The 22,825-nt window shown below is 60.3% G+C and carries 25 protein-coding genes; 8 read left to right on the forward strand and 17 right to left on the reverse strand.

Going from position 1 to position 22,825, the window contains the following annotated elements; genetic code table 11:
* Positions 1-2: 2 nt before the first annotated feature.
* A complete protein-coding gene (gene pheT, locus LVY75_10845) occupies positions 3-2,426 on the forward strand; it encodes a phenylalanine--tRNA ligase subunit beta (protein ID XAZ23733.1) in 2,424 nt (807 codons plus the stop codon).
* A 45-nt stretch (positions 2,427-2,471) separates the two neighbouring features.
* Here pheT and LVY75_10850 read toward each other — a convergent pair whose 3' ends face one another.
* Positions 2,472-2,831 carry a nuclear transport factor 2 family protein gene (locus tag LVY75_10850; GenBank protein ID XAZ23734.1) on the reverse strand — a complete coding sequence of 120 codons (360 nt, stop codon included), beginning with the start codon at positions 2,829-2,831 and terminating at the stop codon, positions 2,472-2,474.
* 107 nt (positions 2,832-2,938) lie between these two features.
* Complete coding sequence (locus LVY75_10855) at positions 2,939-3,439, reverse strand: ferritin-like domain-containing protein (protein XAZ23735.1); 501 nt, start codon at positions 3,437-3,439, stop codon at positions 2,939-2,941.
* A 144-nt stretch (positions 3,440-3,583) separates the two neighbouring features.
* Between LVY75_10855 and LVY75_10860 the strand changes: the two genes are divergently transcribed.
* Complete coding sequence (locus LVY75_10860; GenBank protein ID XAZ23736.1) at positions 3,584-4,201, forward strand: hypothetical protein; 618 nt, start codon at positions 3,584-3,586, stop codon at positions 4,199-4,201.
* On the opposite strand, the gene LVY75_10865 is transcribed toward LVY75_10860, so the two are convergent.
* The gene (locus LVY75_10865) at positions 4,191-4,634 is read right to left on the reverse strand and encodes a GNAT family N-acetyltransferase (GenBank protein ID XAZ23737.1); all 444 of its coding nucleotides are present in this window, start codon (positions 4,632-4,634) and stop codon (positions 4,191-4,193) included. The two genes, LVY75_10860 and LVY75_10865, sit on opposite strands and share 11 nt — an antisense overlap.
* A gap of 14 nt (positions 4,635-4,648) precedes the next feature.
* Positions 4,649-5,596, reverse strand: coding sequence for an aldo/keto reductase (locus tag LVY75_10870; GenBank protein ID XAZ23738.1), 948 nt, complete (start codon positions 5,594-5,596; stop codon positions 4,649-4,651).
* A gap of 180 nt (positions 5,597-5,776) precedes the next feature.
* On the opposite strand from LVY75_10870, the gene LVY75_10875 reads away from it, so the two are divergent.
* On the forward strand, positions 5,777-6,763 hold the full coding sequence (locus tag LVY75_10875) for a Gfo/Idh/MocA family oxidoreductase (protein XAZ23739.1): 987 nt from the start codon (positions 5,777-5,779) through the stop codon (positions 6,761-6,763).
* On the opposite strand, the gene LVY75_10880 is transcribed toward LVY75_10875, so the two are convergent.
* Both LVY75_10880 and LVY75_10885 read right to left on the reverse strand, forming a co-directional pair.
* Positions 6,760-7,149 (reverse strand): GtrA family protein, encoded by a 390-nt coding sequence (locus LVY75_10880; protein XAZ23740.1) that lies wholly within the window; start codon positions 7,147-7,149, stop codon positions 6,760-6,762. The two genes, LVY75_10875 and LVY75_10880, sit on opposite strands and share 4 nt — an antisense overlap.
* Positions 7,146-8,141: a glycosyltransferase gene (locus tag LVY75_10885; GenBank protein XAZ23741.1), complete on the reverse strand. Its 996-nt coding sequence runs from the start codon at positions 8,139-8,141 to the stop codon at positions 7,146-7,148. Before LVY75_10885 ends, LVY75_10880 begins: the two co-directional genes overlap by 4 nt.
* 156 nt (positions 8,142-8,297) lie before the next feature.
* Here LVY75_10885 and LVY75_10890 point away from each other — a divergent pair, with 156 nt between their 5' ends.
* Positions 8,298-10,145: a hypothetical protein gene (locus LVY75_10890; GenBank protein ID XAZ25690.1), complete on the forward strand. Its 1,848-nt coding sequence runs from the start codon at positions 8,298-8,300 to the stop codon at positions 10,143-10,145.
* Positions 10,146-10,155: 10 nt separating this feature from the next.
* On the opposite strand, the gene LVY75_10895 is transcribed toward LVY75_10890, so the two are convergent.
* Positions 10,156-10,398: a hypothetical protein gene (locus LVY75_10895; protein ID XAZ23742.1), complete on the reverse strand. Its 243-nt coding sequence runs from the start codon at positions 10,396-10,398 to the stop codon at positions 10,156-10,158.
* A 578-nt stretch (positions 10,399-10,976) separates the two neighbouring features.
* On the opposite strand from LVY75_10895, the gene xseA reads away from it, so the two are divergent.
* Both xseA and LVY75_10905 read left to right on the forward strand, forming a co-directional pair.
* Positions 10,977-12,557: an exodeoxyribonuclease VII large subunit gene (xseA, locus tag LVY75_10900; GenBank protein XAZ23743.1), complete on the forward strand. Its 1,581-nt coding sequence runs from the start codon at positions 10,977-10,979 to the stop codon at positions 12,555-12,557.
* A gap of 2 nt (positions 12,558-12,559) precedes the next feature.
* Positions 12,560-13,150: an NAD(P)H-dependent oxidoreductase gene (locus LVY75_10905; GenBank protein XAZ23744.1), complete on the forward strand. Its 591-nt coding sequence runs from the start codon at positions 12,560-12,562 to the stop codon at positions 13,148-13,150.
* Here LVY75_10905 and LVY75_10910 read toward each other — a convergent pair whose 3' ends face one another.
* Entirely contained in the window at positions 13,151-13,648 is a 498-nt protein-coding gene (locus tag LVY75_10910; protein ID XAZ23745.1) for a MarR family transcriptional regulator, read from the reverse strand.
* An 81-nt stretch (positions 13,649-13,729) separates the two neighbouring features.
* On the opposite strand from LVY75_10910, the gene LVY75_10915 reads away from it, so the two are divergent.
* Complete coding sequence (locus tag LVY75_10915) at positions 13,730-14,650, forward strand: EamA family transporter (protein ID XAZ23746.1); 921 nt, start codon at positions 13,730-13,732, stop codon at positions 14,648-14,650.
* Here the strand turns inward: LVY75_10915 and LVY75_10920 are convergent.
* Together LVY75_10920 and LVY75_10925 are read right to left on the reverse strand one after the other, a co-directional pair.
* On the reverse strand, positions 14,598-15,851 hold the full coding sequence (locus tag LVY75_10920) for an aminopeptidase (GenBank protein XAZ23747.1): 1,254 nt from the start codon (positions 15,849-15,851) through the stop codon (positions 14,598-14,600). The two genes, LVY75_10915 and LVY75_10920, sit on opposite strands and share 53 nt — an antisense overlap.
* A gap of 127 nt (positions 15,852-15,978) precedes the next feature.
* Positions 15,979-16,662, reverse strand: coding sequence for a glutathione S-transferase family protein (locus LVY75_10925; GenBank protein XAZ23748.1), 684 nt, complete (start codon positions 16,660-16,662; stop codon positions 15,979-15,981).
* Positions 16,663-16,763: 101 nt separating this feature from the next.
* Here LVY75_10925 and LVY75_10930 point away from each other — a divergent pair, with 101 nt between their 5' ends.
* Entirely contained in the window at positions 16,764-17,207 is a 444-nt protein-coding gene (locus tag LVY75_10930) for a MarR family transcriptional regulator (protein XAZ23749.1), read from the forward strand.
* Here LVY75_10930 and ybaK read toward each other — a convergent pair whose 3' ends face one another.
* The 7 genes from ybaK to LVY75_10965 form a co-directional block, all read right to left on the reverse strand.
* The gene (gene ybaK / locus LVY75_10935; protein XAZ23750.1) at positions 17,208-17,681 is read right to left on the reverse strand and encodes a Cys-tRNA(Pro) deacylase; all 474 of its coding nucleotides are present in this window, start codon (positions 17,679-17,681) and stop codon (positions 17,208-17,210) included.
* 3 nt (positions 17,682-17,684) lie between these two features.
* Entirely contained in the window at positions 17,685-18,035 is a 351-nt protein-coding gene (locus LVY75_10940) for an ArsC family reductase (GenBank protein XAZ23751.1), read from the reverse strand.
* Between the two features lie 70 nt (positions 18,036-18,105).
* Entirely contained in the window at positions 18,106-18,885 is a 780-nt protein-coding gene (locus LVY75_10945; protein ID XAZ23752.1) for a phosphonoacetaldehyde hydrolase, read from the reverse strand.
* Positions 18,882-20,012: a TIGR03364 family FAD-dependent oxidoreductase gene (locus LVY75_10950; protein ID XAZ23753.1), complete on the reverse strand. Its 1,131-nt coding sequence runs from the start codon at positions 20,010-20,012 to the stop codon at positions 18,882-18,884. The genes LVY75_10945 and LVY75_10950 overlap by 4 nt, the downstream gene beginning before the upstream one ends.
* A gap of 102 nt (positions 20,013-20,114) precedes the next feature.
* Positions 20,115-21,176 (reverse strand): succinylglutamate desuccinylase/aspartoacylase family protein, encoded by a 1,062-nt coding sequence (locus LVY75_10955; GenBank protein XAZ23754.1) that lies wholly within the window; start codon positions 21,174-21,176, stop codon positions 20,115-20,117.
* Positions 21,177-21,246: 70 nt separating this feature from the next.
* Positions 21,247-21,855, reverse strand: coding sequence for a 2'-5' RNA ligase family protein (locus LVY75_10960; protein ID XAZ23755.1), 609 nt, complete (start codon positions 21,853-21,855; stop codon positions 21,247-21,249).
* Between the two features lie 168 nt (positions 21,856-22,023).
* Positions 22,024-22,743 (reverse strand): ParA family protein, encoded by a 720-nt coding sequence (locus tag LVY75_10965; GenBank protein XAZ23756.1) that lies wholly within the window; start codon positions 22,741-22,743, stop codon positions 22,024-22,026.
* Positions 22,744-22,825 lie beyond the last annotated feature (82 nt).

Genomic DNA, 22,825 nt, shown 5'->3' on the forward strand with positions numbered 1-22,825 from the left:
CAATGAAATTCACGCTTTCCTGGCTCAAGGATCATCTGGAAACGGATGCCACGCTCGATGAAATCTGCACGCGCCTGACCGAGATCGGTCTGGAAGTGGAAGATGTCGATGACAAGGCGGCCTTCAGGCCCTTCGTCATTGCCAAGGTTATCTCCGCGGAAAAACATCCGCAGGCCGATCGCCTGAAGGTGTTGATGGTCGATACTGGTCAGGGCGCTCCGGTCCAGGTCGTCTGCGGCGCGCCGAATGCGCGTGCGGGCCTCGTCGGCGCCTTTGCCGCCCCCGGCACCTACGTCCCGGGCATCGACGTGACGCTGTCCGTCGGCAACATCCGCGGTGTGGAAAGCCGCGGCATGATGTGCTCGGAAAAGGAACTGCAGATCTCCGACAGTCACGACGGCATCATCGACCTGCCTGACGATGCGCCTGTCGGTACGAGCTACGCCGCCTATGCCCATCTCGACGATCCGGTCATCGAGATCAACCTCACGCCGAACCGTCCGGATTGCACCTCGATCTATGGCATCGCCCGCGATCTCGCCGCCTCCGGCCTTGGTACGCTGAAGACGCGGCCCGCGCCGTCCTTCGCCGTCGAAGGCGAAACGCCGGTCAAGCTGACGCTCGACCTCGACGATGCCAGGCTCTGCCCGGGCTTCGGCCTCAGGCTCGTGCGCGGCGTCAAGAACGGCCCGAGCCCGCGCTGGCTGCAGCAGCGGCTCCTCGCCATCGGTCTGCGCCCGATCAATGCACTGGTCGATATCACCAACTACATGACCTTCGATCAAGGCCGGCCGATGCACGTCTTCGACGCCGCCAAGGTCACGGGCAACCTGACTGTGCGTCGCGCCAGGGAAGGCGAAACCGTGCTGGCGCTCGATCAGCGCGAATACAAGCTCGGTCCGAACAATGTCGTCATCGCCGACGAGGACGGTATTGAATCGATCGGCGGCATCATGGGCGGCGAACATTCCGGCTGTGACGAGAACACCGTCGACGTGTTGATCGAATCCGCTCTCTGGGATCCGATGAACATCGCCAAGTCCGGCCGCGCGCTCGGCATCATCACCGATGCCCGCTACCGTTTCGAACGCGGTGTCGATCCGGAATATATGGTTCCCGGCCTCGAACGCACGACGGAACTCGTTCTCGAACTCTGCGGCGGCAAGCCGGCCAAGTCCGAGATCGTCGGCTACAAGGGCTACGAACCGAAGATCGTCGACTTCCCTTATTCGGAGGTCAAGCGCCTGACCGGCCTCGAGATCTCTACGGAAGAAAGCAATACGATCCTGAACCGCCTTGGCTTCAAGGTTTCGGGTTCGGGCGAGCGCGTCTCGGTCGCCGTTCCCTCCTGGCGCCCCGATGTCGATGGCAAGGCCGATCTCGTTGAAGAGATCATGCGCATTCATGGTGTCGATAATATCAAGCCGGCGCCGCTCGAAAGCCATGCAGCCGTCAATGGCCGCATCCTGACGGTGCTGCAAATCCGCACCCGCGCCGCCAAGCGTGCACTCGCCTCGCGTGGCATGCTTGAAGCAGTCACGTGGTCGTTCATTCCGGAAGATCAGGCAAGGCTCTTCGGCGGTGGTTCGGCAGCCCTCAAGCTTGCCAATCCGATCGCCGCTGAAATGTCGGACATGCGCCCTTCGCTGCTGCCGGGTCTGCTGACGGCAGCCCAGCGCAATGCCGACAAGGGCTATGGCGACGTAGCGATCTTCGAAGTGTCAGGCACGTACGAAAACGACAGGCCGGAAGGCCAGCGTCGCGTGGCCGGTGGCATCCGCCGTGGCACCGCATCGCTGGCTGGTGCCGGCCGGATGTGGTCGAACGCAGCAAAGGGCGGCGGCAAGCCGGTCGATGTCTTCGACGCCAAGGCCGATGCGCTCGCCGTGATCGAAGCCTGCGGCCTGCCGATGGGCAATATCCAGATCGAGCAGGGCGGTCCCGAATGGTATCATCCCGGCCGTTCCGGAACGATCAAGATGGGTCCGAAGATCATTCTCGGTTACTTCGGCGAGTTCCATCCGACCACGCTCGAAAAGCTTGACGTCTCCGGCGCCCTTTGCGGCTTTGAAGTCTATGTCGACGCGATGGCCGAGCCGAAGAAGAAGGCGACCCGCACCAAGCCGGCGCTCGACCTCTCGCCTTTCCAGGCCGTCAAGCGCGACTTCGCCTTTGTCGTCGACAAGACGGTGGAGGCCGGCGCGATTATCAAAGCGGCGACCGGCGTTGATCGCAAGCTGATAACCGGCGTCAATGTCTTCGACATTTTCGAAGGCGCTTCGGTCGGCGAAGGCAAGAAGTCCGTTGCAATCGAAGTGCAGATCCAGCCGGCCGAGCGCACGCTTACCGACGAGGATTTCGAAGCACTGACGCAGAAGATCGTGGCCAGCGTAGCCAAGTTCACCGGTGGTGTCCTTAGAAGCTGATCCGGCTAATAAAGTCGTGACCGGCGGCGTAAGCTGCCGGTCTTTTCATAGATGGAGATGGTAGAGCTTGCTCACGATCGTCCAGCGGCCATCGATTTTCAGCAGCGACAGATAGTCGGTGAAGCGCATGCCGGCAAAATCGTCGGTCACTTTCACGGTTGCCGCGTCACCTGATATATCGATGCTGTCTATATCCATGTAAGGTTGGGTGCCGGGCGGCGCGGCCCCTTCTTCGAGAATAGCGGCGATGAATTCGTCGCGTGAGAGCCATTCCACTGCGTTCTGATAGTGCCCGATAACAGAGCTTTTCGGGTGAAAGGCCTTCTTCAAGGCCGCCTCATTGGCGAAGGCCATACCCTCGACATAGAGATGAACCGTTGCTTCGATTGCCTGCCTGTCGGCCATATCGATACCTCGTCCCATATTCCCAGCGGAAAGGATAGGGGCGTGTCGGGCGAAGACAAGATCAGAGGGAGAAGAGCAGCGCGTGACGGCTGCTCTTCTTGCATGCGCTAAGCTGCGCGTGAAGCCTTTTGGTTTGCGGCAGATGTCGCAAGCTTCGTCAGGATCTGGTCGGTCTTGCCTTCTTCCTGCAGTGTCTGGTCGAGAAGCGTAACAGCGTCCTTGAAGCCCAGCGTTTGCGCCCAGGTTTTCAGTGTCCCGTAGCGGGCGATCTCATAATGTTCGACGGCCTGGGCCGCGGAAATCAGGCCAGCATCGACAGCTGCCGTCCCCTTGAACTCCTCCATGATTTCCTCGCCCTCGGCAATGATGCCTTGAATTGCTTCGCAGGTCTTGCCCTGGGCGCGCTTGCCGATGATTTCGAAGACCTGCTGCAGTCGCTCGACGTGACCTTCGGTCTCTTCGCGATGCTTTTCAAAACCCGCCTTCAATTCCTGCGACTGGGCGGCGCGCGCCATTTTTGGCAGGGCGCGTAGTATCTGGCGTTCGGCGAAGTAGATGTCCTTGAGGGTATCGTAAAACAGATCTTCCAGCGTCTTTTCCTTGGCCATTGTTCCGTTCCTTGTTGGGAGATTTCCGCCCTTGCGGCGACACTGCATAGAAGCATTCACTATGCTAATTGTTCCCGTGGAAATCGGGTGGCGCGGTTTGGTCCTCCTGGCAATGATATCAGGAGGGATCGGGGAGGGCGGAACATGAAGAAACCGGGATCGATGAAAGGGCTGGAGGATCTCGGGCGGGTGCGCCTGTCGAAGAACTTCTTCTTCCGCGATTTCCTTCATTCCGAAATCGCCGATTTCTACCGTATTCCGAATATTCCCGAAAATCCTGATCTCGCCATCGAGACAGGCAGGCGGCTTTGCGAAGAACTTCTGGAGCCGCTGGAAGCAACCTTCGGGCGCCTCCATATCCGCTCCGGCTACCGGGCGCCCGAGGTCAACCGCTTCGGCAATGAAAACAATCTCAACTGCTCGACCAATGCCGCGACTGCCGCCCATCACATATGGGACATGCGCGATTTCGACGGCTGCATGGGCGCTGCCGTCTGCATTGCCGTGCCCTGGATGGTCGATCGTTACAATGATGAAAGCGATTGGCAGAGGCTCGCCTGGTGGATCCATGACCACCTGCCCTATGCCTCGCTCTGCTTCTTCCCGAAACTATGGGCTTTCAATATCCAGTGGCACGAGCGGCCGAAGCGGGTGATCCAGAGCTACGTGCGTCCGCGCGGCATCCTGACCAAGCCGGGCATGGCCAATTGGGAGGGCGATCATTCCGAATGGTATGAAGGCTTTCCGCAACTCAGAAATTGATGCGGTAGCGGATGTGGCCATCACTCTCGACATAAGTGTCGTAGAGTGCACGGGCCGTCCTGTTCTGTTCGCTCGTATGCCAGTAGAGCCGCGACCAGCCGTTCTTCTTGCAGAGGGCCACGAGATCGTCCATCAGCGCCCGGCCGACACCCTTTCCGCGCACATCCTCTGATACGAACAGGTCTTCGAGATAGCAGTCCTTACCGCGGATCCAGGTGCCTTCATGCGTCAGGCAGAGTGTGAAGCCCACGACTTCGCCGTCGAGTTCCGCTACCCGCATGAAGATTGCGGACGCCGGATCGAAGACCCGGCGCCAGGTGGAATCGGTGATATCGGCATCGACGGCGACCTCGTAGAAAGCGAGATAGTCCGCCCAGAGCGCACGCCAGCGCGCCTCATCCTCGGGTCTCGCATCGCGGATCGTCACGGTCATGCCATCACCTCGTTTCAGGCGCCGGCCTCGTCGAGCAGCGCCATCGCCTCGTCGGAGAGCGCGAGCGTTGCCGATTTCACCAGGCTTTCAAGCTGAGACAGGCTCGTAGCACTGGCGATCGGCGCCGTCACGCCCTTCTTGCGCAGAAGCCAGGCGAGCGAGATTTCCGCCGGCTTGGCGCCCGTCTCGGCCGAGACCTTGTCGAGTGCGGCAAGGATGCGCATGCCCTTGTCGTTGAGATATTGCGAAACGCGGCCTTCGCGAGCGCGGCCCTCCGTATCCGCCTTGCTGCGGTATTTGCCGGAGAGAAAGCCGGCTGCGAGGCTGAAATAGGTGATGACGCCGATATCTTCCTTCACACAGAGATCGGCAAGTGGGCCTTCGAAGCTCGAACGCTCATAGAGGTTATATTCCGGCTGCACCGCCTGATAGCGCGGCAGGCCGGCCTTGTCGGCGGCATCGAAGGAGGCCTGCAGCAGGCTCGCATCATAATTCGAGCAGCCGACGGAGCGAATCTTGCCTTGTTCCAGAAGCTTCGCATAGGCGCCGAGCGATTCCTCATGCGGCGTGTCCGTATCCGGCCAGTGCGACAGATAGAGATCGATATAGTCGGTCTGCAGCCGGCGCAGCGAATCCTCGACTGCCTTCAGGATATAGCCGGCCTTCAGCGTCTTGCCCTGGCCCATGTCCGAGCCGACCTTGGTGACGATGACCGCCTTGTCGCGGGAAACCTTTCCCTTCTTCAACCACTTGCCGATGATCTCTTCGGAGTCGCCGCCCTTGTTGCCCGGCACCCAGGCGGAGTAGACGTCGGCCGTATCGATCGTGTTGAGACCGGCGTCGAAAAAGCCGTCCAGAATGTCGAAGGATGTCTTTTCGTCGGCCGTCCAGCCGAACACATTGCCGCCGAAGACGATCGGCGAGACCGAAAGACCTGTTTTTCCAAGCCGGCGCATTTCCATGGCGCTCTCCCAAAATGCTGAAGTGATTGAAATCGGAGGAAACGGCAGAACGCCGTCCATCACTAACCTAGCGTGGACTCCCTTCGAAGGAAACCAAACTTCCGTGATCGCCCGTCGCGCCATTGCGCCGCATGAGAGGGCTGAATAAGGTGCGCCCGATCGATTGCAGGAGGACCTTTCATGTTGCGTTTCGGTATACTTTCAACGGCCAAGATCGGTCGGGATAATGTCGTTCCCGCCATTCAGGACGCGGAAAACTGCGTCATCACCGCGATTGCCAGCCGTGATTTTGCGCGTGCCCGGGAGATGGCGGACCGCTTCTCCGTGCCGCATGCCTTCGGCTCCTATGAGGAAATGCTGGCGTCCGACACGATCGATGCCGTCTATATTCCTTTGCCGACCTCCCAGCATGTCGAATGGTCGATCAAGGCCGCCAATGCCGGCAAGCATGTGCTCTGCGAAAAGCCGATTGCATTGAAAGCCTCCGAGATCGACGATCTCATCGCCGCGCGCGACCGCAACAAGGTCATCATCAGTGAGGCCTTCATGGTCACCTATTCGCCGGTCTGGCGGAAGGTTCGCTCGCTGCTGCAGGAGGGTGCGATCGGCGAGCTTCGTCATGTCCAGGGCGCCTTTACCTATTACAACCGCGACCCCGGCAATATGCGCAACATCCCTGAGCTTGGCGGCGGCGGCCTGCCTGATATCGGGGTCTATCCTGTTATCAGTACCCGCTTTTCCACCGGCAAGGAGCCGTCCTGGGTCCAGGCGATCACCGAGCGCGATGCCGAGTTCGGCACCGATATCTATTCCAGCGTCAAGGCCGATTTCGGCGATTTCGAACTGAGCTTCTATATCTCCACCCAGATGGCCGGCCGCCAGATCATGGTCTTCCACGGCACCGACGGCTATATCGAGGTCAAGTCGCCGTTCAACGCCAATCGCTGGGGCCCGGAGGAGATCGAAGTGACCGATCGCGGTCACAGCGAATCCCGCATCATTCGCTTTCAGGATAGCCGCCAGTACAGGTGCCAGGCGGAAGCTTTTGCCCGCGCTGCCGCAGGCGAAAAGGAAGAAATCGTCACGCTGGAAGATTCCAGGCTCAATCAGAAGGCTATCGACGCCATCTACCGCGCCAGCGAGAAGGATGGTTGGGAAGCCGTCTAGTTTTTCTCGGCTTTGCCGCGGAAGACGAAGCGGGAATAGCCGAAGAAGCTGAAGAACATCGACGCTGCGGTCGCGAGCACCATCGCGACGAGCGGCTGCAGCGCCGGTAATGACAGAAGCAGCGCCGAATAAAGCCCATAATTGACGAGGGCTGCCGTCACGCCGACTGAGCCGTAGCGGAAGCCTTCTGCTGCCAGCGATCGGCCTGACCGGTCGAAAGTGAATGTCCGGTTGAAGGCCCATGTCGTCGCCATTGCGAGCGCAATGGCAATCAGCCGGCCAATGAAGGGGCCGAGTGGCGTCAGGTGTAGGAGGGCAGCAAGCACGCACGCATCGACGATGAAGCCAAGGCCACCGGCGATCGCGAAACGAATGAGCTTCTTCATGCGGCATCCGCCTTCTTGCCATCGAGCGTTATGGCTGAGGTTTTATCCTTTACCGAAACCGGTGCTGCAAGGCTCATATAATGGATACGCAGCTGCTCAGCCCGTGCCCGCGCAACGGAATCGAGGATCACGCCGGCAGTAAACAGCATGATGGAGATCATCGCCAGTGCCGTCGAAAGCACCCAGGTCGGCATGCGGCTGACGAGGCCGGTCGCAAAATATTCCGCCAGCACCGGACCCATGAAGCCGAGACTTGCCAGCATGAAGAACGCGCTGATCGTGCCGAAGAAGGCGAAGGGCCGCGTCTCCTTCATCAGCATCGCAAACATCCAGAGGATCTTGCCACCATCGCGGAAGGTCGAGAGCTTCGAATGCGAGCCCTCCGGGCGCCGCCCGTAATGCAGTTCCAGTTCACTGACAGGCAGTTTCAGCCGCGACGCATGCACCGACATTTCCGTTTCGATCTCGAAACCGCCGGAAACCGCGGGGAAGCTCTTGACGAAACGGCGCGAGAAGGCCCGGTAGCCGGAGAAGATGTCGGTAAAGTCGGGTCCGAAGATTGCGCGATAGAGGATGTTGAACAGCCGGTTGCCGAGGGCATGTCCCTGCCTTCCGGCATCGTCATGCACACCGCGCCGCGTGCCGACCACCATATCGGCCCGTTCCGTCAGCAGTGTCCGCACCAGCTCTTCGGCATCCTCGGGCGCATAGGTCCCATCACCGTCGGCGATGATATAGATGTCGGCATCAATGTCGGCGAACATGCGCCGCACCACATGGCCCTTGCCCTGACGCCGCTCGCGCACGACATGCGCGCCGGCGAGCATGGCATGCAATGCCGTGCCGTCAGTGGAATTGTTATCGTAGACATGGATATGCGCATCGGGCAATGCCGCCCGGAACCCCCTGACGACAGCCCCGATCGTCGCCGCTTCGTTGTAGCAGGGAAGCAGAACGGCAATATCAGGACTTTCGCTGAGCGATCGCGCCATGGGGTTACACTCGTTACAAAGAAACCGCGGCGAATTTACGCCATGCTGCGTTAACAAGCCCCTATAAGAAGCGAAAGCTGTCGCGTCCTGTGGTTTACACTTTCTTGATAAGCCAAGGCTAAGGTTCGCCCATCACGCAACGACCTGGCTATCATGATGAACGCAGTGCAGCCGATCGCCAAGGCGCAAGCCACATCAGTCAGGACTGGGATCATCGGCAATATTCGGCAGCTGCTGACGCGTCTCCTGCCATCCGCCCTCATCTACAGCCTTGTTCTGATCGGCATTATCGTCGTCATGAAATACGCCGGGGGTCCGGTCGATTATGTCGGCCCCGACAATGATGACGGCATGCGCCTCGTGGAGGTCAGGGACTTTGTGAACGGGCAGGGCTGGTTCGATCTGATGCAGTATCGGCTCGGCCTCGGCGAAGGCACGCTCATGCACTGGTCGCGGCTGATCGACTTGCCGATCGCTGCACTGATCCGCTTCTTCGGCCTCTTGCTCGGCCATGATGCCGCGGAAGCTGCTGCACTCGTGGTCTGGCCCCTGTCGCTCGTTTTTCCCGCCATGCTTGCCATGGGTCTTGCCGGACGGCGTGTCGGCGGCCTTGCCGGCATGCACCTGTCTTTCTGCTTTGCCGGCATGGCGGTCTATACCGGCAATCGCTTTGCGCCAGGCGCCATCGATCACCACAACGCTCAGCTCGCGCTCGTCGCAACCATGGTGGCGATGCTCTTCGATGAAAAGCAGCGCGCCTGGAACTACATCATTGCTGGCGCGTCAGCCGCCCTGGCGATCGCGATCGGCGCGGAAACCACGCCCTTCGTTGCCATCTATTGCCTTGTCGTAGCGCTGCGTTGGGTCTGGGAAGGCGAGCCGCTCGCCGCCGCCACCAAAGCTTTCGGCCTCAGCCTGGCTGTTGCGATCAGCATCCTCTTCTTTGCAACGGTACCGCCACAGCACTATTCAGCGGTGACTTGCGACAATCTTTCGCTCGGCTTCTACAGCCTGGCAACCATTGGCGGTGGTCTGCTGCTCGTCGCCGCGATCTTTGCGAGCCGTCTCGGCCGCGGCCTGCGTCTTGCCGTGATTGCGGCTGTCGGCGCCGCTGTTTTCGGCTCCGCCATAGTTATTGCCCCGGAATGCCTGCGCAATCCGCTTGCCGACCTCGATCCCATGCTGGTCGAACTCTGGCTGCGCAATGTCTCGGAAGCGCAATCCATCCTCGCTCTTGGCAGGACAGATCCCTTTTCCCTTGGCGCATTCTATGCGCCTGGCCTGCTCGCGATCGCCGTCTGTATTTTCCGCTCCGTGCAGGGCGATCGCGTGCAAATCCATCTCGTCCTTCTGGCACTCTTGAGCGTCAGTTGGGCGGTTGCGCTGGTTCAGGTCCGGGGAGCCGTCTTTTCAAATCTGCTATCCATCCTGCCGCTTGCCTTGCTGATCATCGACGTGCGCCGCGTGTCGAACGGCGACAGCGAAAACGCCGCGGCTGCCCTCATCTATATCGTGACGGTCCTGGCAAGCGTGCCGGCGGTATGGGCCGTCGGCGGTGCGCTTGTCGGAATGCAGGTCAACAAGACGAAGAATACGGAGGTGGCGGATAGACCGTCATGTTCCTCCAAGCAGGCGCTCGCGCCGCTTGGCGGCCTGCCTGCGGGTCTCGTCTCGGCGCCGTCGGAAATGGGTGTGCCGATCCTGCGCTACACCGCTAACCGTGTTTTATCGGCGCCCTATCATCGCAACCAAGGCGGCATGCTGACCGAGATGCATATAGGTCTGGCCGAGCCGCAGGAAGCAGAGGCCTTTCTGAAGGGAGCGGGCGTTACTGTTCTTGCCTTCTGCCCGGATGATCTGCAGACGAGCGAAATCGCCAAATTGAAGCCCGACGGGCTTTATGCACAACTTGGCAAGGGCAATATTCCTGGGTATCTCGATCCGCTGCCAAAAGCTGCGGACAGCGGCGTCCAGTTCTTCCGTTATCGGCCGACGTCGGACTGAGTCCCGTCTTTCAGGAGTGGACGAGTACAGCCCGCAGGCGATCGGTGGTAAAGAGGCCGCCGAGGTAAAGCAGCAGGCCGGCATTGTAACCGATGATCGTGTAGAAAAGCGCCAGGAATGAAACCGCACCGCCAGAGACAATCGCGGCGATGGCAAAGGTTACAGCGATCAGCATGGCGACGATTGCAATGACGCCGGCTGAGCGCATAAGGCCAGCGGTGAGGCCCAGGGTGGTTGCTGTCAGGATGATCATGTTGTCACCTCTTCTTCAGGTCGTTTGCGAGGAACCTAGGGGTCCTCCGCTAACAAAAGTTTATTGGCCACCCTTAATGAAAGCTGCACTTGCAGCCATGGTTACGGATGCGTTCACCTGACGGCATTTCCTCCGGCTTCCGCCGGGTACGTGTTTCGATACAGTTCAACTCTGTTACAGGCTGAAAAGTTCCGTTACTTTTCCATTTACGTAAACGGAACTCTCCGGCTACAACATCCGCGTTCGCACGAAGCAGCATTATGCTGTCAATTCGATCGCGCCTGATCGACCAGTTGTTCGGAAAGAGGGCGAGCCGAAACCTATAAGGTTGAGCAAGGGCGACGATGATAGAAGCGACCGCTCCCGCGTCGCTCATCGACGGGGAATTTTCACTGTCACCAACATGCTCATTTTCGGGTCGGGTGTTCGCCACTCCCTACGAACATGAATGATACTAAGATTTTTTTTAGAGTAGCGATATCCCTATTTCTTGGGTCTCCCACCGTTTTTTGAATAAAAATTCGCCCTTCCCCGGCCCCGACCTTTCAGTTTAAGGGCGATCAAAATAGAAAGAGGGGATGAGCAATGTCTTTGACGGCGATTCGCCTACCAATCTTGCGGAATATTCGGTCTCTGAGCTCTCCGGATCCATCAAGCGGACCGTCGAGACAGCCTTCGATCAGGTGCGTGTGCGCGGCGAGATCTCGGGTTACCGTGGTCCGCATTCCTCGGGCCATGCTTACTTCTCGCTGAAGGACGATCGCGCGCGGATCGATGCGGTCATCTGGAAGGGAACTTTTTCCCGACTGAAATTCCGCCCTGAAGAGGGCATGGAGGTGATCGCGACCGGCAAGGTAACGACCTTTCCCGGTTCCTCCAAATACCAGATCGTCATCGAGACGCTCGAGCCCGCCGGCGCCGGCGCGTTGATGGCGCTGATCGAGGAGCGCAAGCGCCGTCTCGGTGCCGAAGGCCTGTTCGATCCCTCGCGCAAGAAGCGTCTGCCTTTCATGCCCAAGGTGATCGGTGTCGTGACCTCGCCGACGGGCGCCGTCATCCGCGATATCCTGCATCGCATCTCCGATCGTTTCCCCGTCCATGTCATCGTTTGGCCGGTCAAGGTGCAGGGGGAGGGCTCCGGCGAGGAGGTGGCAAACGCCATCAACGGCTTCAACGCTCTGGAGCATGGCAGCGAGATCCCGCGCCCTGATGTGCTGATCGTCGCCCGCGGCGGCGGCAGCCTCGAAGATCTCTGGAGCTTCAACGACGAAATCGTCGTGCGGGCCGCAGCCGATAGCCGGATTCCGCTGATCTCCGCTGTAGGCCACGAGACCGACTGGACGTTGATCGACTACGCAGCCGATATCCGCGCCCCGACACCGACCGGTGCTGCTGAAATGGCCGTGCCCGTCAAGGCCGAGCTCGAGGCCCAGGTCGCAGGTCTCACTGCCCGTCTGCAGGGCTGCATGAGCCGCCAGATGGATCAGCGCCGCCAGTCCGTCCGCGCCTTGATGCGCGCCCTGCCGTCGCTCGATCAGCTGCTGGCGCTGCCCCGACGCCGCTTTGATGAGGCCGCTGCCGGTCTCGGTCGCGGCCTGGAGCTCAACACCATCAACAAACGCCGCGGTTTCGAGCGTGTTGCCTCGCATCTGCGGCCGGACGTGCTCTCCAACCGCATCACCGAGCGTCGGCAGCTTCTGAACGAACGCATGGCGCGGGCCGAGCGTGTCGTCGAACGCCGCATCGACAATCTGAAAGCCCGTGTCGAACGCTTCGGTGTCGTTCTGTCATCCGTGCCGACTAGATTGACCACACAGACGGGTCGTGCTCGGGACCGCCTTGCCAATTTCTCCCGCCATGCCGACAGCGCCATTGGTCATCAGCTCGCTCGCGCCCGCGCAGCTCTGGCAGCGCAAGACCGCGTTCTTCAGTCTCTCTCCTACAAGAACGTGCTGAAGCGAGGTTATGCCGTCATTCGCGATGAGGAGAACAGGCCGGTCTCGCAGGCATCGGCACTCTCCGACGGCATGGGCATCGCCATTGAGTTCGCCGACGGCCGCGTCGGCGCTATGACGACGGAAGGCGGCGCTGCGCCATCAGGGGGCAGGAAGCGCACGATCAAGGCCGGCGAGCCACCGAAGCAGGGAAGCCTGTTCTAGCAATGCACATTCTGCTGGTGCTCGCCCATCCGCTGCCCGAAAGCTTCGCCGCTTCTGTGGCGCGGACCGCTCGCGAGGCCCTCGAAACCTCCGGCCATACTGTCGATCTCCTGGATCTCTATGCGGAGGATTTCGACCCGAGGCTGTCCAGGGCCGAGCGGGGCGGCTATTTCGATATGCCTTACGATACGTCGTCCGTTTCCGGTATCGTTGCGCGGCTGCAAGCGGCAGACGGCCTCATTCTGGTTTTTCCGCAGTGGTGGTTCAACTTCCCGGCCATATTGAAGGGCTTCATCGATCGCGTCTTTGCACCGGGCGTCGCCTTTGCCCATGATGCTGCCGGCGGCCGTATCGTGCCGCAACTGACCAATATCAAGCTGCTCTACGCGCTGACGACAACTGGTTCGCCCTGGTGGCTGGTGCATCTCTATATGGGCAATCCCGTCCGACGCCTCCTGAAGCGCGGCATCGCCAATTTCTGTGCCAAGCGAGTGAAGTTCCGGATGCTGAACCTGCACGACATGGACCGCACGACGGACGCCAAGCGCAAGACGCATCTGGAGCGCGTCGGAAAGGCGCTCGCTGCCGTCTGACTATTCGAAATCGGACAGGAATTTCTTGAGCAACCGGTCGAGTTCGGCTCTGTCTTCTGCCGTCAGGTTGCGTGTCAGCCGCTGCTGGTTGGCGACATGCGCGCCGACCGCCTCTTCCACCGCTGCCAAACCCTTCTCGGTCAGCGCAATAAGCACGCTGCGCCGGTCTTCGGGATTGAACAGGCGCTCCACCAAGCCCGCTTTTTCCAATTGATCGATCCGGTTCGTCATCGTGCCGGAGCTCACCATCGTCATGCCGAGCAGCTCTCCGGGCGAAAGTCGGTAGGGTGCGCCGGAACGGCGAAGCGTGGCCAGCACATCGAAGGAGGAAGAGGAAAGGCCGTGCTTGAGCAGAAGCGCGTCCACTTCGCGGCCGATATGCGTCGTCAGCCGCTTCAGCCGGCCGAAGATCCCCATGGGCTCGACATCCAGCTCCGGCCGCTCGCGCCGCCATTGTGCCAGGATCCTGTCGACGTGATCCGATTTCACCTTGTCCATGCTGCATCGATATCAGCAGGTATCTTGACGTCAAGATAAAATGCATTATCTTGAATTTATCTTGATGTAGAGATTCTTGAGATGAAGACAAATATTCGATACGCGACGGATGTGTTGATGACCGCGATTGCACCCGCCATCTGGGGCAGCACCTATTTCGTCACCACATCCTTCCTGCCGCATGGCTACCCGCTGACCGTTGCAATGCTGCGGGCGCTGCCGGCGGGGCTGCTTCTGCTGCTGATTGTCCGGAAGCTGCCGACGGGCATCTGGTGGAGCCGCGTCTTCATTCTGGGCGCACTGAACTTCTCGTTCTTCTGGGCGATGCTCTTCGTTTCAGCCTACCGCCTGCCCGGCGGCGTGGCCGCGACGGTCGGCGCCGTACAGCCGCTGATCGTCATTGCGCTCTCGCGCATCTTCCTTGGCAAGCCGATCCGCTTCATTGCCGTTATGGCCGGCCTGATCGGCATCGCAGGCGTCGCACTTCTGGTGCTGACGCCGAAAGCGGCCCTCGATCCCGTTGGCGTCGTCGCAGGTCTCGCTGGCGCGGTCTCCATGGCCTTTGGTACGGTGCTGACCCGCCATTGGCAGCCGCCCGTCTCCAGCCTCACCTTTACCTCCTGGCAATTGACCGCAGGCGGCATTCTGCTCGTGCCCGTGGCCTTTTTCCTGGAGCCGGCGCTTCCCGTGCCGACGACAGCCAATATCCTCGGCATTGCCTGGCTTGGCCTCGTCGGTGCTGCTTTCACCTATCTGCTATGGTTCCGAGGGCTCTCGCGCATAGAGCCTTCGGCCGCTGCGTCGCTCGGCTTTCTGAGCCCGGTTGTCGCGACCCTGCTCGGTTGGCTGGCGCTCGGCCAGAGCCTGACACCGATCCAGCTTTCAGGTTTTGCCATGGTGCTGGTCAGCGTCTGGCTCAGCCAGCGCAGCCTGATGCCGAAGGCCGGTACTATGCCCACTCGCCCTGGCGCATCACCGGTACCCGCGAGCCATCGGGCTTGATGCCGTCAATGTCGACCTTGTCGGAGCCGATCATCCAGTCGATATGGATCAGGCTGGAATTGCCGCCCTGCGCCTTGATCTGCTCCTGGCTGAGCGATGCGCCGTCGAGGAAGCATTTCGAATAGCACTGGCCGAGTGCGATATGGCAGGAAGCGTTTTCGTCGAACAGCGTGTTGTAGAAGAGGATGCCGCTCGCTGAAATCGGCGAGGAATGCGGCACCAATGCCACTTCGCCCAGCCGGCGAGCGCCTTCATCCGTATCGAGCACCTTGTTCAGCACTTCCTCCCCGCGTGAAGCCTTGGCCTCGACAATGCGGCCGCCTTCGAAGTGAACCCGGATATTGTCGATCAATGTGCCCTGATGTGAGAGCGGCTTGGTGCTGGACACATGGCCTTCCACGCGCAGCGCATGCGGCGTGGTGAAGACTTCCTCGGTTGGAATATTCGGATTGCAGGTAATGCCGTTCTTCGCCGTAGAGGCGCCGCCGTGCCACTCATGGCCGTCCGCGAGGCCGACGGTCAGGTCCGTGCCCGGCCCGCTGAAATGCAGTGAAGCGAAACGCTCGCCGTTCAACCAGGAAGAACGCTTGCGCAGATTGGCATTGTGCTCGGCCCAGGCGGCGACCGGATCGGGCACATCGACACGCGATGCGGCAAAGATCGCCTTGGCGAGTTTGGCAATGGCGATTGCTTCCGGATCGTCCGGGAAGACGACCTTCGCCCAGGAAGGATTGGGGTAGGAAACGATGTTCCAGTTGATGTCGAAGTTGGAAATCTTCTCCAGCGCCGGCTTATAGGCCGTGGAATTGGCGCGGTTGGCGCGGCCGACCTTGCTCGGATCCTGCTCCGCCAGCAACATCGGGTTGTCGCCGGCAATCGCGAGGCGGGCAGCACCCTTTTCGTAGGCTCTCGCCATGCCGTCATAAAGCCAGCCGGAAGCCCGGTCGAAGCTTTCGTCGCTGGCATACTGGTAGCGGGCAAGCGTCGTTTCCTCGTCGGAATAGAAGGTCGAAACCAGGCCGGCACCCGAGAGATAGGCGTGCTTGGTGATCAGTCGCACCAGCGGCAGCGCCACGACCGGCGCGGTAATGACGAGATCCTGCCCCTGCTGAAGCTGCAGGCCCACCTTGATGGCGACTTCTGCGAGCTTCTCGAGTTTGCCGGGATCGACGGAGCTGTGGCTCTGGGGCATAAACGTCATGGGTCAACCTGCCTTCTGATATCTGCGACGGGAGGTGAAAGACTTAGACCCCTTTACGGCGAAAATGAAGCGTGCCGGCTCCAATTTGAGCGCGGCCGAAGCATGTCCGGCCGCTGGTGCGCGCGCGTCAAGCGGCGGCGGGCAGCCGGAGTAGGACCGAATTATGCTTCTCGAGGAATTCCATCAGCCGCTGCTGATAGTCTTCGCCGACGGCGTTCCTGACGCTTGCCCGCTCGGCCAGCGCCTTGCGCCAGCGCTCGACCCGCTCGAGACCATCGAAGATGGGGCTGTCGCCGAGCGTATCGAATAGGTCGAAGTAGCGAAAGATCGGCCCAAAGACCGCGTCGACGAGGCTGAAGCTCGTCCCTGCGAAATAAGGTCCGTCCGCCAGCGCGCGCTCGATCGTCAGGAATTTGGCAACAAGCGCCTTATGCTTGGCCTCCAGCTGCGCCCCATCCTGCGCCGTCTCATAGCCCCAGAGATCGGAAAGCACGGATGAGCCGAACTCCATCCATCCGCGATGGCGGGCGCGGGTCAGCGCATCGGCGGGATGCAGCGCCGTACCTGTCTGTGTTTCCTCCAGATATTCGCAGATCACGCTGCTTTCGAATAACATCTCTTCGCGACCGTCGTCCTCTTGTATCCGGAGCAAGGGCACCTTGCCGAGGGGTGAGATTTTCAGGAACCAATCCGGTTTGTCGGCAAGATCGATATTGATCCGCTCGAATGGTACGCCCTTTTCGAGGAGCGCGATCGCGGCGCGTTGCACATAGGGGCAGAGATGATGGCTGATGAGGGTAAGCTTGCTCATGAAAGTCTCCTGGGGTTTCGCGAGGCATCGTCGGTTTCGTATGCATGCAAATGCATCTAGTATCGCTTGTGTTGAGTTTCAAGATAGATGTAATTGCATTTATGTCTGAGAATATGCCAAATCCGAACGAAGCCGTCGTCTCTGCCTGGACACGCCTCATGCGTGCCCGCGAGCGGCTGCTGGGCTTGATCGAAGCCGATTTGAAGACAGCCGGCATGCCGCCACTTGCCTGGTATGACGTGCTTTGGGAATTGGCGCGCTCGCAATCAGGCAGGCTGCGCCCCTATGAGCTCGAGGAGCGGACACTGCTGGCGCAGTACAATCTTTCCCGTTTGATCGATCGGCTGGAAAGGGAGGGCCTCGTCGGTCGCGAGGTCTTCGCACAAGATGGTCGCGGCCGCTGGGTTGTGATCACTGATGCCGGCCGGCAGCTTCGGGAGCGCATGTGGACCGTCTATGGCAAAGCAATCGAAACTCATATCGGCGGCAAGCTTTCAGAAGGCGAGGCGAGGACGATCGCCGGCCTGCTAGACCGCTTTCTCTGATCAGGCGATCAGCGGTGCGGCGGCGGCCTTCAGTGCCTTCAACGCCTCTTTCGGATCGAGCCGCACCTGCAGCCCGCGTTGCCCGCCATTGATATAGACGAGCGGTTCGGCAAGAGCGGTTTCCTCGATCGCCGTCGATACGATCTTCTTCTGCCCGAACGGGCTGATGCCGCCGACATGGTATCCCGTTAGCCGCTCCGCATCGGCCGGTTTCATCATGTTGGCCGATTTGCCATGAAAGGCGCTCGCGAGCTTCTTCATGCTGACCTCGCGGTCGGAAGGCACGACCACGCAGACCGGCTTCCCGTCCACCTCCGCCATCAGCGTCTTCAACACGCGATGCGGCTCCTCGCCGAGCGCTTCGGCTGCCTGCATCCCCACGCGCTCGGCGTTCGGATCATAGTCATAGGTGTGAACCGTGAAGGCGACGCCGGCTTGTGTGAGGACCTGAGTGGCGCGAGTGGTCTTGGACATGGCTCAGCCCTTGAACGCCTGCGCGTAGATATCCGGCTTGAAGCCGATCAGCAGCTTGCCGCCAGTTTCCAGTACTGGCCGCTTGATCATCGACGGCTGGTCGAGCATCAGCGCGATGGCTTTATCGCGGTCGAGATTTTCGCGCGCGGCGTCAGGCAGGTTGCGGAATGTCGTACCGGCGCGGTTCAGCACCGTCTCCCAGCCCGCCTCGTCGATCCAGCGTTCCAGATGCGCTTGGTCGATGCCGACGGCCTTGTAGTCGTGAAAGTCGTAGGCGACGTTATGATCGTCCAGCCAGTTGCGGGCCTTCTTCATCGTGTCGCAGTTCTTGATACCGTAGATGGTGACGGCCATGCCGGTTCGATCTCCCTGTTTCCGGAGGGAGATACCACGCTGTATCAGCGCTGCAAACGCCGTCGGTCCTTTATCCCTCAAGCTCTTCGATAAGGGCAGGCAGGTCCGCCACCGTTTCGATAACGTAGTCGGCACCGGCAGCAATCAGCTTCTCGCCGATCCGCTTGTGCAACGCGGCTCGCGCCTCTGGCGAAAGCGCGTCCAGCTCTTCAGATGTCAGTCCCGCCTCGTTGCCCGAGAGCGTGACGCCAACGGTGACGCAGCCTGCGGCAGCACCCTCGGCAATGCCGGGTTCGGTATCATCGACCTTCAGCACGGCAGAGGCCGGATAGACCATCAGGTCGAGGAAGCATTTATACATGCCGATCGGCGTCGGTCGGCCAAGCGGCAGATCATCGGCACAGATCAGATTGTCGGGCGCATAACCTTGTTCGGCGGCAAGCGGCAGCACGCGCTCCATGATCGAGCGTGTATAGCCTGTGGTCGAGCCGATCTTCATCTGCCGCTCGCGCAGATATTCGATCGTCTTGATCGCTCCGGGCACCAGCGCGCAATAATCGGTCACGACGGCTTCGTTCAGCGGCACGAAGAGTTCGTAAACACGGTCGATGGCCGCCTCGTCCGGAAGCGTGCCTTTTGCCGCCTGCCAGCGGGCGGCGATATGCGGCTCGGCCAGCATCGCGGCGATATGCGCGCGCTTCGGGAGCCCCATCGGCTTGCGCGCGTCGGCAATCGTCACCTCGACGCCGAACTTGCCGAAGGTGTCCACGAAGGCGCCCATCGGTGCGAAGGATCCGAAATCGATGACCGTGCCGGCCCAGTCGAAGACCACTGCCTTGAATTGTGTCATGCTGCGCTCCCGTAGAGATCCTCGATGGTTTCCTCGCCGATGCCGAAGGCGGTCGAAGCACCGCAGCCTGCCGTCACAACGACAATGCGTAACGCGTCGGAAGGCTTGTCGGTGAACCGCCAGCGCTCCGGGCCGGAGGCATAGGTGCCGATCCAGCGCTCGGTGATGAAACGTCCCGGCAGATTGAGCACGGCGTCCATCTCGTCGAGGGTTAGCCGGTCGACCCGCTCGAGACCGAAAGGATCGGGCGTTTCGGAATAATGATGACTGTCGCCGACGATCAGTGAGCCATCTTCCGATTGTGTGACGATCAGGTGGATGCCGTTTTCCCGCTCCGGCTTGAACTCACGGTCGAGCCGCGCCTTCAGGGCCGTCGCTTCAGGCAATTCGGCATAGCCGAGATAACGCCCAAGCCCGAGATCGGACATGACAGCAGTGCTCAGCGAAACCCGCTGGGCCGGCACGACACGCATCATCTGCAGCTTGCAGCGTGTGACATTATAGGCAGCAATGCGATCCGCAAACAGGCTCTTGAAATCGTCGCCTGGGCAAACAACCACGGTCTCCGCCTCGATCAGACCGGTTGACGTCTCTATCCGCGGCGGTTCGACGGCATTCACTGCTGTGGAGCGGCGGAACTCGATGCCATATTTAACTTCGAGATAGCGGGCGAGCAGCGGAATGGCTGTGCGGGATTCGACACGAAGTTCATGCGGGCTATAGAGTGTGAAGCGCCCCGCTTCCGGTCGCAGCGCCGGCACAAGCCGGCGTGCTTCGTCGAGCGTCAGCCTTTCACAGCCTTCACCCATTTCCGTGCGTAGGAAGGCGTCGATGACGGCTTCGGATTCGTCGAGCCTAGCGGCAAGGAGCAGCCCGCGCTGCAGCACGTCGATGCCGGCGTCATCGACGATCTCGGCCCAGATATCGCGGGCCTGGCGTGCCTTGTTCCAGCAGTCGCCTGCCTGCTGGCCGGTCACCGTCACAAAGCCGAAATTGCGCACCGAGGCGCCATTTGCCTGGGCGTCGCGGTCAACAACGACGACCCGTTTGGCGCGCCTTGCCGCCGCCAGCGCATGCGCCAGCCCGACAATTCCCGCGCCGACGATCGCAATGTCGTAATGCGGCATGAAAGCTCCTTCGCAACATGTCTGCAACGGCTTGGCGGATTTTCTTGAAGCCTGTGTGACAGTTGCGCGAGCTTTACATTCGCGTGTTGAAAAGAACGCCGGTCAGTCTTCCAGCGTGCCGGCCTTTCGCGTCGCCCGGCTTGGCTTGTCGGCGGCGATCTTCATCAGGTCGCCGCGCCGGCGCACAAGGCGATCAGATGTCCGTGTGAGAAACAGCCCATCCTGTGGCGCCCGGATATCGATATCCCCTTCGGCAAAGCCGGGCCGGGTGACGATCGTCGCCAGAAGCTCTCCTTCCGAGACATGCTCGCCGACATTGCGGTGGAAGAGCACGGTACCACCCTGCGGCGCACGCACGATCTCCACATTGTCGAGCGGCACGGCAGGTCCGGCGAAGGTCTTGTCTCCGGAAGGTTTGCCGTTGACGACACCGCGCCCGATGAGGAAGCGCAGCAGCCCCTCGGCGTCTTTCTCGGCCATATCGGGATAGACGTCACGGCGGCCGCGCAGTTCCGCAGTCACCGAAAGTTTGCCGGGAAGCTTGGCCTTACGCTCGCCCGGCACCTCGTACTTCCACGCAAAACCGACTGCCTCTTCAAAGGCGGAGCTTTCGCCATCTGAAAGCAGCACCGCTTCCATGTCGAGCGCATTGGCAAGGTCAGCAGCCTCCGGCCAGAAGGCTTCGTCGATATAGGCATATTGCAGCGATTCATCATCGCAATGCAGGTCGAGCACCAGATCGGCCCCGAGCGCCATATATATCAGCTCTCGTTTCAACCGATCTATAGCCGGGTAATTATCGGATCCGTCAAGCAGCTCTGCCCGATCACGGATCGAGATCAGCGGAAAATCGCGATTGAAATTGGTTCGTGACCCCAGATCGAAGCGACCCTGCAATTCACCAAAATGCGATTGTGCCGCTCCAACAGGGTTTGCCTGCGGCACGAGCGTAATGTCGCCCGCGATCCGCCCCTCGCTTCCAGCCTGGCGCAGCTTGCCGCAGAGAAAATGCACGAGCGCCGTGCCCGGCAGTTCGTTGGCGTGCAAGGCAGCCTGGATATAGACCTTGGGTGCCGCAGGATCCTTTCCATTGAAGCGCATGACTGGCAAGCGCCATTCGATACCTGGTGTATCGCCGGGGAGGATGATCTCTGAAACGTCCACTGTCTTGCTCCGCATGTGCATATTGAGTGGGGAGTTTTACAAGAATCCCCACCCGCGGTGCAAGCGCAGCTCAGCCGATCAGGGGCCATCGGTTGACGACGCGATGCTCGCTCTTCCCGTAGATGCTATGGATCAGCAGGAATTCCTGAACCATCCAGCGCACGGGTCGGTCGAGCTTTTCGGGCAGAACGGTCTTGCGATCATAGAGCATCGTCATGTGCGGCGTCAGATGTCCGCCGACATTATAGGGTAGTCCGGCCTCGTAGAGACCTTCCTGGATTTGGTTGCGAAGATCCAGCAGGCCTTCGTTTTCTTGCCTGCCGCAGATGACAAAGGCTTGCGGTTGGCCCGGATGGGTGAAGCTCATGGCTTCGTCGAGAACAATTTCGAACGGTTGGACGCGCACTGTCGCGGCGACTTGTTCAGCGCTGAATACGATATCATCCGGCAGCCGACGGTAGGCGCCAATGCCGTTCAGGGTGACATGAAGCAGTGCGTTGGGCCGCGAGGGCCCGGGCAGAGAGTGTTTATCGCGATACACTCGCGCGATGTCCAGCGCCTCGGACGCCGCTTCGATAGTTGGACGAAGCGCGAAGAAAATCCTGTCGTGAAATTCCCCGACGAGATTGGATTTCTTCTGGGGGCCTGCGCTATTCGGATCGAGTGGAAAATGAGGCATTTGAACTACGGACTACATCGCCCGCCTCCTTGTTTTTACAAGCAGGAGCATACTGGTATCGGCGGCCTGGTCAAGAACAAAACACGAACAAACGCTACTGAGAGGATATTCAGAACCGAAACGGCCACCTTTGCGGCAGCCGTCTGTTGGTGTCAATCAAGGCATGGATTAGGCAGCGTTCTTGACGACCTCGGCCACCTTCCTGGCAGACTTGGCGCGGGCTGCCTTCGGCGGTGCGAGACGAAGGACATCGTCTGCCAGCATACGGGCATTGTCTTGCGCCTTATCGAGATTGCTGACGCGGGCAGGATCCATCGTATAGAGGCTGCCACCGGAAACGAACATGTCGCGATAGGCGGCGCGCTCGATCAGTGCCGTGTCGACGATATTGACCTGCTGCTTTGCGAGTAGGCCCTTGACCGCGAGCAGCGCGCGAGTGGTGATGATCGAACTGATGCGCGTCAGCACGACCGAATGCGGGATGCGGATATCATGCTGGGCAGCAAGCTGCTTCATGATCTCAAGCACCTGCGCACCGCCGGCGGCATCCATTGCGCATCCCTGGACCGGAACCAGCACATGGTCGGAAAAGCCGATGGCTTTCGCCATAGCCGGGCTCAGACCGGCCGGCAGATCGACGATGATGTAGCCGCCACGCTTTTTCAGGTCCTTGACCTGCTGTTCGATCGTATTTTCGCTGACACCGGGGACGACAGCGAATTCCGCTGCGTCACCAGTCAGGCGATGCCAGCGTGTGGCCCATTGCTGGGGATCGGCATCCAGAACGGAAACGCGATGGCCACGGCGAGCCAGTTCTGTGGCGAGAACGAGAGCGACCGTCGTTTTGCCGGCGCCTCCTTTCGTATTCGCAAAAGTAAGTATTGGCATCGATACCTCGGGTTGATGAGTTGGCGGCATCATCCTGGGAGAGGTGCGTCTCGGATTTTAGGAACAGCAGCTTTCACAGTGA

The sequence above is a fragment of the Sinorhizobium sp. B11 genome (assembly GCA_039725955.1).
Taxonomy (GTDB): Bacteria; Pseudomonadota; Alphaproteobacteria; order Rhizobiales; family Rhizobiaceae; genus Rhizobium.